Genomic DNA, 13,203 nt, shown 5'->3' with positions numbered 1-13,203 from the left:
TGGTCAAGCGGCACCCCCGAGGCGTATCCGCGGATCGAGCAGCCGGTAGACCACGTCGGCCAACAGCACCACCAGCATGTACAGGACCCCCAGCATCATCGCGCTCGCCTGCAGCGTCGGCAGGTCCTTGTCCTGCGCGGAACTGAGCAACAGAGCACCGGCACCCGGGTAGTTGAAGAGCAGCTCCACCACGACGACGCCGCCGAGCAGGTACTGCAACTGGACCCCGAGGGCGCTCGTGGCCGGCACCGTGGCGTTGCGCAGGACGTGCCGGACGACGATCCGGGCTGATCCGGCCCCGCGCAGCCGGGCCGCGCGCACGTAGGGGCCGTCGACGACGGCGATGGTGCTGGCGCGCACGTGCCGGGTGACGTAGCCGGTGCACACGAGCACCAGCGAGATCGCCGGCAGGAGCAGGTGCCACAGGGTCTGGCCCAGGCCGTCGGCCCCGGGCCGGGTCTGCGCGGACGCGGGCAGCCAGTTCAGTTGCACCGAGAACACCACGAGCAGGACGACCCCGGTGACGAACTCCGGTGTGGCGCCCAGCGCCAGGGTCGTGGCGGTGATCGTCCGGTCCAGCACCCGGCCGTGGTACAGCCCCGCGACCAGGCCGAGCGTGAGCGCGACGGGTACCAGCAGCGCGAACGCGAACAGCGCCAGGAACAGCGAGTGACCCAGCCGCTCCAGGAGCAATCCGCGCACGGGCACGTGCAGGGTGTACGACGTGCCCCAGTCGCCGGTGACGAAGTGTCCGAGCCAGCTGCCGTACTGCATGACGAGCGGCTGGTCGAGGCCGAGTTCGTGATCGAGGGCGCGCACGGAGTCGTCGGACGCCTCGCGGCCGAGGACGGTGCGGGCCACGTCGCCGGGCAGCACCTGGGTGGCGAGGAAAACCAGGAGCGAGACCCCCAGCAGCGTCAGCGGTATCGCGGCGAGCCGCCGCAGCAGGAACCTGGTCATGTCTCAGACCCGGGAGACGGTGGTGAAGTCGACGTACTGGCTGGGGTGGGCCTCGACGCCCCGGAATTCGTCGCTGTTGTAGGCGCGCGCCGCGCCGCTCCAGTACGCGATGACGATCGGCACGTCCTCGTGGAGGGCCTTGGCGATGATCTCCGCCTGCCGGCGTCGTTCGGCGTCGCTGGTGGCGGTGTCATAGGCCTCGGCGGCCGCGTCGAGGGCCTTGTTGGCGTACTTCGAGCCGTTCCAGACGCCGTTGCTCTTCACCATCGGGATGATGAACTGGCTGGGCACGGCTCTGCCCGCCCAGCCGACCAGGTTGGCGGTGGTGAACAGCCAGGGCGTGTCCTTGGCCTGGTCACCGCCGTAGAACTCCTTCGAGGACCGCTGGTCGAGGTCGACGGTGATGCCGACCTCCTTCAACTGGCTCTGGACGGTGACCGCGTAGTCCTTGTTGGGCGGGTCGAAGGTGAGCGTGAAACGCAGGCTCTTCAGGCCGGCCGCCCTGAGCAGTTCGGCGACCTTCGCCTTGTCCTTGGCACGCTGCTCGATGTCGGTGGGCGCGGCCGGGAACAACGGAGCGAAGAGGTGATCGTTGCCGAGGTCGCCGAGTCCGCTGCCGGCGGCCTGGCGGACGGCGGGCCGGTCGAGGGCGTAGGCGACGGCCTGGCGGACCTCCTTCCGGTCGAAGGGCGCCTTGTCGACGCGGAGGGTGAGGACGGTGGCTCCGGTCCCCCTGACCTTGTCGACGGTGATGCCCCCGCTGTTTCCCAGGGGTTCGACCAGCGCCGGCTGGCTGAGGAACTGGGCGTCGATGTCGCCGGACTGCAGGGCGACGAGGTCGGCCTGGTCGTCGGCGTAGAACTTCACGTCCACCCCGTCGAGGTAGGGCCTGGGGTTGTCCCAGTACGTAGGGTTGCGGACGAAGGAGGCGCCGGTGGAGACGTCGTACGACGTGAGGGTGAAGGGGCCCGTGCCGATGCCGTCCTTGGCGAAGTCGCCGGCGTAGTCCGTCTTGAGGATCACCGCGTTGTAGTTGCCGGCCGACACCAGGTACGGGAAGTCGGAGAAGGGTCGTTCGAGGGTGAAGACGACGGTGGAGTCGCCTTGGGTGCTCACGCCGCCTGCCTTGAGTACGGTGTCGAACGCGGACAGGGCCGCCGACTTGTTCTTCGGGTCGAGCAGCCGGTCGAACGAACCCTTCACCGTCGCGGCGTCGAGCTTCGTGCCGTCGGAGAAGGTGACGCCCTCGCGCAGGGTGAAGGTCCACTTCCGGGCGGACGTGTCCGAAGCCCACTTGGTGGCCAGCCGCGGTACCAGCTTGAAGTCCTTGTCGAGCCAGATCAGGTATTCGGCGACCAGTTGGTAGAGGGCGATGGCGGTTCCGTCGTACGCCGTGACCGGGTCGAGGGCGGTGGGCGGCGGCGGGGCGCCCACGCGCAGGGTGCCCCCGCGCCGGGCCGGGCCCGTGGCCGGCGCCGTCGCCCGGGCCGACGCGTCGTCCCCTGCGCCCGGCGCGCAGGCCGAGAGCAGGGCGGCCAGGGCGCCGCCGGTCAGAGTGAGGAAGCCGCGGCGAGAGGGGCCGGCCGGCAGGACGTCCTGCCGGCTCTGGGGCGGTGCGTCGGCATCGGATGCAGGCATGGGTTCTCCAGGGAACGACCGACGGCACGGCACAACCTGGGGAGCTGTACACGGGCGTGTGCGGTACAGGCAGAAAAGTGACGGGTGACGAAAGGCGGAACGTGAAGAAGCGCGGGGTCCAGGGACGTCAGAAGGCCGGCGCGGTGCGCTCGGTCGGACGCCTCAGCGCTGCGGACAGGCGCACGTGCCGACGCGCACCAGATCCACGTGGATCCTCCTGGTCAGCAGCGTGTTCGCGGTCACGACTCATTGATAACAGCGCGGCTCGGCGGGAGACAATGCGGGATCTGTTTCAGAATCGAGAAACTCTGCCGCAAAACTCCGCCCGTAGACTTCCCGGCATGACCGACTCCCGCCGCGCGCCCTCGCGTCTCGCCGCTGACTGTCGTCGCCACGGTTGTGACGACCACCGGCCGTCTCCGAGGCGCGACGAGGGAGTTGCTCGCAATGCAGTCACCGGCGTACACACGGCCCGATGGCCCTTCGGGCGGCACACCTGACATCCATCACTCGTCGATCGACGAGTTGCTGGCCCGCGCCCGCACCCGCCTGCGGCGGCTGGCTCCCGAGGACGCGGCCGCCGAACTCGCGGACGGCGCTCTGCTGGTGGACGTCCGCGCGGACCTGGTGCGGCGCGCCGAGGGCGAGATCCCCGGCTCCCTCGTCATGGACCGGAACGTGCTGGAGTGGCGGCTGGACCCCTGCAGCACCTGGCGCATCGAGGAGGCCACCGACCACTCCCTGCGCGCGATCATCATGTGCTCGCAGGGGTACATGTCGAGCATGGCCGCCGCGGGCCTGCACGATCTCGGACTGGTGCGGGCCACCGACGTCGCCGGCGGCTACGAGGCCTGGCGCGCCGCGGGTCTGCCGGTGGTGCCGGGCGGCACGCTGCCAGGCTCCTACGTGGCCGCCGCGCCGTCCCCGATCAGCCTCGACCCGGGCGGCCAGCGCATGCTGGTGGACGGAGCTCCGGTCGCTCTGACCCCGCTGGAGTTCCGGCTGCTGACCGCCCTCCTGCGCGGCAACGGCCGGGTCGTCACCCGGGAGGACCTGCGCTCGGGGCTGGGCGAATGGGCGGGCAGCCGCAGTCGCTCCGTCGACCTGCACATCCACCGCATCCGCCGCAAACTCGGCCCGCGTGCCGCGGTTCTGCTGACGACGGAACGAGGCGTCGGCTTCCGTCTGCGCGCGACACCGGCACCGGCCGAGAGCGGCTGACGGCACAGGTCACGACCGCTGCGGCAGTCCCGGGAGCGCGGACCCGCCAGCGCGCCCTGGCCGAACCAGCGGGGAACGCGAGCCCGTTGCACCTGGCGAAGATCACCTCTCACGCCTCGCGGCCCTGCTCCGTGCAGGAAGTCGGCGTTGAGGGTGCGCTCGGCGCCCGCGCCGCACAGCACGAGAGAGGTCTCGTGGTGGGCGCGTCGACGGGCAGGTGCAGGTAGTCCGGTTCCGGCGCGGCGATGCGCTGCACGGACGAGGCCGGTCGGAAGGTCGTAGCCCCTACCGGTGGCAAGGTCACGCGGGCGTGGTCATGGCCTGCCTCAGCCGGCGCGCGGTACGCGCAGTGGCATGTGCGCCGGGTTCGAGGCGGGCTGACCGGGTCACGCCGCACCCGGCACCGGATACACGAAGTTAACGCCCGGGACTCGGGCGCGAGACCGGTGCGGTCGAGCATCGCCATACCTGTCAGACGACAGGTAACCGCAACCGATCGGAGGTGCGGCGAATGAGCCGGCCCGAATTCGTCTCTCGGCAGCGCCCTGACGGTGACGTCACGACCAGTCCCGCCGACGTCGGCTACCAGCAGGAACTTCGCCGCGGAGTCGGCGGCTTCGCGTCCTTCGCCGCGGGCTTCTCCTTCGTGTCCATCCTCACCACCGTCTTCCAGCTCTTCGGTCTCGGCTACGGCCTCGGCGGCGCGGCCTTCTTCTGGACCTGGCCGCTGGTCTTCGCGGGCCAGTTGCTGGTCGCGCTCTGCTTCGCCGAGCTGGCGGCGCGCTGGCCCATATCCGGGGCGATCTACCAGTGGTCGAGCCGGCTCGCCGGCACCACGGCGGGCTGGTTCACCGGCTGGATCATGATCATCGGGCAGATCCTGACGGTCGCGGCGGCAGCGATCGCGGCGCAGGCGGTGCTGCCGGGCATCTGGTCCGGCTTCCAGCTCGTCGGCGGGCCGGGCGCCGATCCCTCGCTCGGTTCCCCGACCGGCGCGCGGAACGCGGTCCTGCTGGGCTGCCTGCTGCTGGTGGTCACCACCGTGGTGAACATCCTCGGCATCCGCCAGACGGCCGCCGCCACCAGCTTCGGCGTCACCGTCGAGATCATCGGCGTGGTCGTGCTGGTGCTGGTGCTCTTCTTCCTGCCCGAGCGGGGTCCGCAGGCCGTGCTGCACCACACCGGCTGGTCCGGCCACGGCGGCTACGCCGGTGCCTTCCTCGCCTCCTCGCTGATGGCCGCGTACGTCATGGTCGGCTTCGACTCGGCGGGCGAACTGGCGGAGGAGACCCACAGCCCGCGCCGGACCACTCCCCGGACCATCCTGCGGGCGCTGATCACCTCGGGTGTCGGCGGGGCGCTGCTGATCCTCGCGGGGCTGCTGGCGGCGCCCAGCCTGACCGACGGCAAGCTCGCCGCCGGCGGCCTGTCCTGGGTGCTCACCGACCGGCTCGGCGGCGTCCTGGGCCGACTGCTGCTGTGCTGCGTCGCGGTGGCCGTGTTCGCCTGCACCCTGGCCGTGCAGAGTTCCGGCGCCCGGATGATGTACTCCATGGCGCGCGAGGGCGCCCTGCCGTTCCACCGGCACCTCGGCAAGGTCTCCGCACGTACCGGCACACCGGTCGTCGCGTCGGTCGTCGTGGGCGTGGGCGCCGCGATCGCCCTGCTGGTCAACGTCCGCCAGTCGGCGATCTTCACCGCCCTCTCCAGCCTCTGCATCGCCATGCTGTACCTGGCCTACCTGGGCGTGACGCTGCCGCTGCTCATCGCCCGGATCCGGCACCGGCGCACCGGCGGCCTCCCCGGCGGCGTCGACGAGACCGGCCGGCCGCTGTTCTCGCTGGGCCGCCGGGGGATCGCGGTCACCACGCTCGCCGTGCTCTACCAGACGGGCATGACGGTCAACCTGGCCTGGCCGCGCCCGGAGATCTACGACCTCACCGGCGGGACGTGGTGGCTGCGGTGGAGCGCCCCGCTGTTCATCGGGTTGAGCCTGGCCGCCGGTGCCGGCTACTTCCTCGTCCGCCGGCTGCACCGCCGTATCGAGCTGAGGCACGTACCCCACACGCACGTCGAGCCGCCGGCCGAGGCCCGGGTTGTCACCGAGCCGGCGTGACGCCGTCCGCCCGCCGACCGCCTGATCGCCCGACGTACAGACGAATCACCGACGAGAGGATGACGGGACATCCATGAACACGGCCGAAGGGTCGACGGCCGGCGCGCCGCCGTACGACCAGCACCCCACCGCACCGCTCACCGCACCGTTCTCCGGGCAGCCGACCGAGGGGCGGGCCGCCGCCCGGGTCCGGGATCTGCACCTGACCGACAGTGTCCGCAGTGCCCGCGTCGACGCCCGCGCGCAGGGCGGGCAGGCCGGCACGTGGATGCCGTACCTGCCCGCGTCCGGCAGCCCGTACCGCCCTCCGGGGGTGGACCCGGCCGCCCTCGTGTGGGCGGAGACGGTGGCACCCGGCGGCTACACCCACAAGGTCCTCGCCCGCGGCACCCGGCTGCGCTTCGACGACCCGACCGGTGACGCCTGTGCCCACCTGCTGCTCTTCAACGCGCTGGAGCCCGTCGAGCGGCTCAACGTCGCCGACACCCAGAAGATCCCGTGGCAGGCGTACCTGGGCGAGAACCATCCGTTGCTCTCCGGCGACGGCCGGGTCCTGGCCGTGGTCAGCGGTGACTCCTCCGGCCGGCACGACGCCTTCTGCGGTACGAGCACCGACGCGTGGAACGCGCGCAAGTACGGTGACGCCCGCCCGGAGGGTCCGTCGCCGTCCGGCCGCGGACTCTTCCTCAAGGCCGCCGCCAAGCACGGTCTGAGCGGCCGCGATCTGCCGCCCGGCGTCTCCTTCTTCCAGGGCGTACGCGTCGAGGCGGACGGCACCCTCGCCTGGCAGGGCAGCGCCGGTCCGGGCACGTATGTCGAACTCGTCGCGGAACTGCCCCTGTTGGTGCTGGTCGCCAATGTCGCCCACCCGCTGGACCCGCGGCCCGGCTATGTCGTCGGGCCGCTGCGGGTGCACGCCTGGCGCGGCGAACCGACCGGCCCGGAGGAACGGCGGTTCACCACCACGCCGGAACTGCACCGGGCGTACCTCAACACCGCCGACTACTGCGAAGCCAGGGGGCTGTGACATGGCGACCACGACTCGGACCGAGAACGCACCGACCACCCGTCCGACCGCCGCGGGCGGCACCCTCGCCTCCACCGTGCCGGTGGGCGCCGTGTACGCGGAGGGCTCCGCCCTGGACTGGGGAACGAGCCTGGTCGGGGGCGCCGTCGTCCTGGACGAGGTGGTGGCCCCCAACGCGCCGTGGTCGGCGGTGGTGGCGAAGGGCCACGTCCTGACCATCGTCGACGTGGGCGGGAACCAGTCGGCCGACTGTCTGCTCTACAACGCCGCCGATCCAGCGGAGCGCTACAGCGTCCCCGACACCCTGGCCTGGCAGGGCAACGCCTACGTGCGCACGGGGACCGTGCTGCGCAGCAACGAGGGGCGCCCGCTGATGACCGTCGTGGCCAACGAGATCGACCGCCAGGACACCATCGGCGGCGCCTGCGGCAAGGAGTCCAACACCCTGCGCTACGGCCACCACGTGATGTTCCAGCACGGCTGCCGCGAGAACTTCCTCGCCGAGGCAGGCCGGCGCGGCCTGGGGGTGCGCGACCTCGTCTCCAATCTCAACTGGTTCATGAACGTGCCCGTCGAGGCGGACGGCGCGCTGGGCATCGTGGACGGCATGTCCGCACCGGGCCGCCGGGTCGCGGTGCGCGCCGACATGGACGTCCTGGTGATCGTCTCCAACTGCCCCCAGATGAACAACCCGTGCAACGACTTCAACCCGACCCCGCTGCGCATGATCGTCACGGACCCGACGGAGGGCGAGGAGCCGGGCGGCCGGGATGGGGGTGGGCCGGGTGAGGCAGGCCCGGAAGGGGGTGGTCCGGGCAGGGAAGGGCCGGTGGCCGGGGGCCCTGACCCGGCGGCCCCCGCTGGCCTCGGCGTGTTCGCCCCACCGTGCCCGCACACCGCGCGCACCACCTCGGAGGAGGCCGCGTGACCCGCCCCACCGTCGTTCTCGTCGCCAACCGCGGTGAGATCGCCCGACGTGTCATCCGTACCGCCCGGAAGATGGGCCTGGGCACCGTCGCCGTGTTCTCCGACGCCGACCGGGCCGCCCCGCACGTGCGCGAGGCCGACCATGCGGTCCGTCTGGGGCCGGCGCCGGCCCGGGAGTCGTATCTGCGCGGCGACGCGATCATCGAGGCCGCGCTCGCGCACGGCGCCGGCATCATCCACCCCGGCTACGGCTTCCTCTCCGAGAACACCGCCTTCGCCCGTGCCGTGGAGGAGACCGGACTGCGTTTCGCGGGACCGACCGCCGACCAGATCACCGCCTTCGGCGAGAAGCACACCGCCCGCGCCCTGGCCAAGGCGGCCGGAGTCCCGCTGCTGGCCGGCACCGAGCTGCTCGCGACCGCGGAGGAGGCCGTCACCGCGGCCGGGTCGATCGGGCTGCCCGTGATGGTCAAGGCCACCGGCGGTGGCGGCGGCATCGGCATGCAGGCCTGCGCCACCGCGGACGAGGTGCGCGAGGCCTTCGCCCGCGTCGCCGCCCTCGCCGAGTCCAACTTCGGGTCGGCCGGGGTCTTCCTGGAGCGCCTGGTACGCCCCGCCCGCCACGTCGAGGTGCAGGTCTTCGGCGACGGCACCGGCCGGATCGCCGTCATCGGCGACCGCGACTGCTCGCTGCAACGCCGTAACCAGAAGGTGATCGAGGAGGCCCCGGCCCCCGCCCTGCCCGCCCGTGTCCGCGCGCTGCTGCACGACTCCTCGCGGCGGCTGCTCGCCTCGGTCGGCTACCGCGGCGCGGGCACCGTGGAGTTCGTCTACGACCCCCTGCGCGAGGAGGCCGCGTTCCTGGAGGTCAACACCCGGCTTCAGGTCGAACACCCGGTAACCGAGCAGGCGTACGGTGTCGACCTCGTCGAACTCATGCTCACCCTGGCCCGGGACGGCGCGGTGGACGACGCGGTGTTCACGAGGGAGTGGACGCCCACCGGGCACGCCGTGGAAGCGCGTGTCTACGCGGAGGACCCCGGCCGGGACTCCCAGCCCTCCTCGGGCCTGATCACCCGGGCGGCCTTCCCCGGCCAGGGCGCCGACGGCATGCCCGGCGTCCGCGTCGACGGCTTCGCCGAGACCGGCCTGGAGGTCTCTCCGTACTACGACCCCATGCTCGCCAAGGTCATCGCCCAGGGCCCCACCCGCGACGCCGCGTTCGACGTCCTGGGCTCGGCCCTGGCCGCCAGCCGGGTCAACGGCGTCGTCACCAACCTGGGCCTGCTGCGGGCGCTGACCGTACGGGGGGAGGTGCGCGAGGCCGTGCACAGCACCAGCACCCTCGCCACCACCGCCGATCCCGATCCGCGCATCGACGTCCTGGTGCCGGGAGCGATGACCACCGTCCAGGACCTTCCCGGCCGGCTCGGCTACTGGCACGTGGGCGTACCGCCGAGCGGCCCCTTCGACCCCGTCTCCTTCGCCGAGGCCAACCTGGCCGTCGGCAACCCGGCCGAGGCGCCCGCACTGGAGGTCACCGCGGGCGGGCTGACCCTGCGCTTCTCGGACGCCACCGTGGTCGCCGTCACCGGGGCGCCCGTCCCGGTCAGCGTGGACGGCACCGCGGCGGCCCTGTGGGAGCCGGTGCCGGTCCCGGCCGGCGCCACGCTCGTCCTCGGCGCCTGCCACGGTCCCGGCCTGCGCAGCTATGTAGCCGTCCGGGGCGGTATCGACGTACCCGAATACCTGGGCAGCGCCTCGACCTTCACCCTCGGCGGCTTCGGCGGCCACGGCGGCCGGGCCCTGCTCGCCGGAGACGTCCTACGGCCCAGGGCCGACGCGGACGCGGACACCACCACCGGTGCCCCCACCCCACCCCACCGCCGCCCCGCGATCACCCCCCACTGGCGGATCGGTGTCACCGAAGGACCCCACGCCGCACCCGAGTTCTTCACCCGCGAGGACATCGACACCCTCTACGCCACCGACTACACGGTGCACCACAACTCGGCCCGCACCGGAATCCGGCTGATCGGGCCCAAGCCCCGGTGGGCGCGTCAGGACGGCGGTGAGGCCGGACTGCACCCGTCCAACATCCACGACACGCCCTACGCGGTGGGCGCCCTGGACTTCACCGGTGACACGCCGATCATCCTGGGCCCCGACGGGCCGTCCCTCGGCGGATTCGTCTGCCCCGCGGTGGTCGCCAGCGGCGAGCTGTGGAAGCTGGGCCAGCTCCGCCCCGGCGACACCGTCCGCTTCGTACCGGTCAAGGAGGCCGAGGCCGCCGCCCTCGACGCCCGCCGTGCCTCACCCACGCTGATCAGCGGCGGCGGGGACGGCGACGACGGCATACTCGGCCGCCTGGCGGCCACCGACGCCCGCCCGAGCGTCACCTACCGCCGGGACGGCGACGACAACGTCCTCGTCGAGTACGGCCCCATGGAGCTCGACCTCGGCCTGCGCATGCGGGTGCACGCCCTCCAGGAGACCCTCGTCGCGCACGCGCCCGCCGGCGTCCTCGACGTCACCCCGGGCATCCGCTCCCTGCAGATCCACACCGACGCCCGCCGGCTGAAGGCCCGCGACCTCGCCGTCCTGCTGCGCGAGCTGGAGGACGAGGTCCCGCCCAGCAACGAGCTGGTGGTTCCCTCCCGCACGGTCCGGCTGCCGCTCAGCTGGGACGATCCGGCGACCCGGCTGGCCATCGAGCGGTACATGGCGGGCGTGCGCGACGACGCCCCGTGGTGCCCGTGGAACATCGAGTTCATCCGCCGGGTCAACGGCCTGGAGAGTGCCGACGACGTCTACCGCACCGTCTTCGACGCCTCCTACCTCGTCCTCGGCCTCGGCGACGTCTACCTCGGCGCCCCCGTCGCCACCCCCCTCGACCCGCGGCACCGCCTGGTGACCACCAAGTACAACCCGGCGCGCACCTGGACCGCGGAGAACTCCGTCGGCATCGGCGGCGCCTACCTGTGCGTCTACGGCATGGAGGGCCCCGGCGGCTACCAGTTCGTCGGCCGCACCGTACAGATCTGGAACCGCTTCCGCACCGGCGGCCTCTTCCAGGACTCCCCGTGGGCGCTGCGCTTCTTCGACCGCATCGAGTGGTACCCCGTCACAGCGGAGGAACTGCTCGAACTGCGCGCCGAGACGGACGCCGGCCGCGGCGCCTTCCCGACCGAGGAGGGCACCTTCTCGATCGCCGAGTACAACGCCTTCCTGGCCGCCAACGCCGGCTCGATCGCCGCCTTCCGCGCCCGGCAGAGCGCCGCGTTCGAGGCCGAGCGGCAACGCTGGCGGGCCGCCGGCGAGTTCGACCGGGACGACGATCCCGGACTCGCCACGGCCACCGGCGAGGACGGCGCCGTCACCGTCCCGGACGGCGCCGTCCCGGTCACCGCGCCGTTCACCGCCACCGTCTGGCAGACCGTCGCCGAGCCCGGCGCCACCGTCGCCGAGGGCGACCCGATCCTCTCCCTGGAGGCGATGAAGATGGAGTCCAAGGTCAGCGCCCCCGCCACCGGAAGGCTGCTGGAGATCTACGTGAAGCCCGGTCAGCAGGTCGCCCCCGGCCAGGTCCTGGCGGCGGTGCGGGCATGAGCGCCATGACACCGGCCGCACGCGTCGAGGCCGCCTACGACCGCATCCGCAGCGCCGGCCGGCCCGAGATCTGGATCCACCTCAGACCCCGCGACGAGGTGCTCGCCGAGGCCGCCGGGATCGATCCGGCGCTGCCGCTGGCCGGCCTGGTCGCGGCCGTCAAGGACAACATCGACGTCGCCGGCCTGCCCACGACCGCGGGGGCCCCGTCGTACGCCTACCGGCCCGCGGCCGACGCGCCCGCGGTGGCGCGGCTGCGCACGGCCGGCGCGGTCGTCCTCGGCAAGACCAACCTGGACCAGTTCGCCACCGGCCTGGTCGGCACCCGCAGTCCCTACGGCGCCGTACGCAACGCCTGGGACACCACCCGCATCTCCGGCGGGTCGTCCTCCGGTTCGGCCGTCGCGGTCGCCCTCGGCATCGCCGACCTCGCGCTCGGCACCGACACGGCCGGCTCCGGGCGGGTGCCCGCCGCCCTCAACGGCATCGTCGGGGTCAAGCCCACCAAGGGCCTGGTGCCGGTGACCGGCGTGGTCCCCGCCTGCTACACCCTCGACTGCGTCACCGTCTTCGCCCGCGACCTGCGGCTCGCCCGCACCGCCGCCGAGATCGTCGAGGGCCCCGACCCGGCCGACCCGCTCTCCCGCACCGGCACCCAGCTCCCGCCGCCGCCCGCGCGTCCCAGGATCGCCGTCCCGGCCCCGGAGCACCTGGACGGCATGGCCGACGGGTGGCGCGAGGCCTTCGACACCACGGTCGCCCGCCTGGCGGCCACCGGCGCGGACATCGTGGAAACCGACGTCACCCCGCTGCTCCGGGCCGCGGAACTGCTGTACGGCGGTGCGTTCGTCGCCGAACGGTACGCCGCCGTCGGCGGACACGTGGACAAGCACCGGGACCTGATCGGTACGGATCTCGATGCCACCGTCGCCTCCATCGTGCTGGCCGGCCGGGAGAAGACCGCCGCCGACTGGGCCGCCGACACCGCCCGGCTCGCCGCGCTCGGCGCCGCCGGACGCGCGGCCCTCGACGGCTGCGCGGCGCTGCTCACCCCTACGACCACCTGGCACCCCACCCTGGAGCAGGTGGCGGCCGACCCCGTCGCCGCCAACGCCCGGATGGGCCGCTTCACCAACTTCGCCAACCTGCTGGACTACGCCTCGCTCGCCGTCCCCGCCGGATGCGTGGACGGTCTCCCCTTCGGCGTGATGCTCACCGGCCCGGCGTTCTCCGACCGCGCCCTGGCCGCCTTGGCCGAACGTCTCGCCGCCCCGCACCTCGACCTCTTCGTGGCCGGCGCCCACCTGACGGGACAGCCGCTCAACGTGCAACTGGTGCAGGCGGGCGGCACCCTGGCGGGCCCCGCCCGCACCGCCACCGGCTACCGCCTGTACGTCCTGCCCACCGACCCGCCCAAGCCCGGCCTGGTCCGGGTCGTCGACGGCGGGACGGGCCAGGGTCCCGGAGGGGGCACCGAGGGCGAGATCTGGCGTCTGCCGGCCGCCGGGTTCGCAGCGTTCGTCGCGGCCGTTCCCGCACCGATGGCCATCGGCAGCGTCGAACTGGCCGACGGACGGCGGGTCAGCGGCTTCCTGGTGGAGCCGTACGCCGTCCGGGGCGCGCCCGACATCACCCGCTTCGGCGGCTGGCGGGCCTACACGGAGTCCGCATGACGGCACCCTGCGACCGGACCGCCCAAGGGGAG

The 13,203-nt window shown here is 72.8% G+C and carries 9 protein-coding genes; 6 read left to right on the top strand and 3 right to left on the bottom strand.

The window, feature by feature from the left end; all coding sequences use genetic code 11:
• Nucleotides 1-3: 3 nt before the first annotated feature.
• The 3 genes from AB0946_RS35885 to AB0946_RS35875 form a co-directional block, all read right to left on the bottom strand.
• Nucleotides 4-960 carry an ABC transporter permease gene (locus AB0946_RS35885; protein WP_366764889.1) on the bottom strand — a complete coding sequence of 319 codons (957 nt, stop codon included), beginning with the start codon at nucleotides 958-960 and terminating at the stop codon, nucleotides 4-6.
• 3 nt (nucleotides 961-963) lie between these two features.
• On the bottom strand, nucleotides 964-2,598 hold the full coding sequence (locus AB0946_RS35880; RefSeq protein WP_366764888.1) for an ABC transporter substrate-binding protein: 1,635 nt from the start codon (nucleotides 2,596-2,598) through the stop codon (nucleotides 964-966).
• Nucleotides 2,599-2,760: 162 nt separating this feature from the next.
• A complete protein-coding gene (locus AB0946_RS35875; RefSeq protein ID WP_366764936.1) occupies nucleotides 2,761-2,841 on the bottom strand; it encodes a putative leader peptide in 81 nt (26 codons plus the stop codon).
• Nucleotides 2,842-3,045: 204 nt separating this feature from the next.
• Here AB0946_RS35875 and AB0946_RS35870 point away from each other — a divergent pair, with 204 nt between their 5' ends.
• From AB0946_RS35870 to AB0946_RS35845, 6 genes are all read left to right on the top strand, one after another.
• Nucleotides 3,046-3,819, top strand: coding sequence for a winged helix-turn-helix domain-containing protein (locus tag AB0946_RS35870; RefSeq protein ID WP_366764887.1), 774 nt, complete (start codon nucleotides 3,046-3,048; stop codon nucleotides 3,817-3,819).
• A gap of 511 nt (nucleotides 3,820-4,330) precedes the next feature.
• Nucleotides 4,331-5,935: an amino acid permease gene (locus tag AB0946_RS35865; protein WP_366764886.1), complete on the top strand. Its 1,605-nt coding sequence runs from the start codon at nucleotides 4,331-4,333 to the stop codon at nucleotides 5,933-5,935.
• Between the two features lie 73 nt (nucleotides 5,936-6,008).
• On the top strand, nucleotides 6,009-6,962 hold the full coding sequence (locus AB0946_RS35860; protein WP_366764885.1) for an urea amidolyase associated protein UAAP1: 954 nt from the start codon (nucleotides 6,009-6,011) through the stop codon (nucleotides 6,960-6,962).
• Between the two features lies 1 nt (nucleotide 6,963).
• Nucleotides 6,964-7,890 carry an urea amidolyase associated protein UAAP2 gene (locus AB0946_RS35855; protein WP_366764884.1) on the top strand — a complete coding sequence of 309 codons (927 nt, stop codon included), beginning with the start codon at nucleotides 6,964-6,966 and terminating at the stop codon, nucleotides 7,888-7,890.
• Nucleotides 7,887-11,498, top strand: coding sequence for an urea carboxylase (gene uca, locus AB0946_RS35850; protein ID WP_366764883.1), 3,612 nt, complete (start codon nucleotides 7,887-7,889; stop codon nucleotides 11,496-11,498). Before AB0946_RS35855 ends, uca begins: the two co-directional genes overlap by 4 nt.
• 5 nt (nucleotides 11,499-11,503) lie before the next feature.
• Nucleotides 11,504-13,171, top strand: a complete 1,668-nt coding sequence (locus AB0946_RS35845) for an allophanate hydrolase (RefSeq protein ID WP_366764935.1) — start codon at nucleotides 11,504-11,506, stop codon at nucleotides 13,169-13,171.
• Nucleotides 13,172-13,203 lie beyond the last annotated feature (32 nt).

The sequence above is a fragment of the Streptomyces sp. NPDC046870 genome (assembly GCF_040704595.1).
In the GTDB taxonomy this organism is placed as follows: domain Bacteria; phylum Actinomycetota; class Actinomycetes; order Streptomycetales; family Streptomycetaceae; genus Streptomyces; species Streptomyces argyrophylli.
This window is presented reverse-complemented; position numbering and strand designations above follow the sequence as displayed.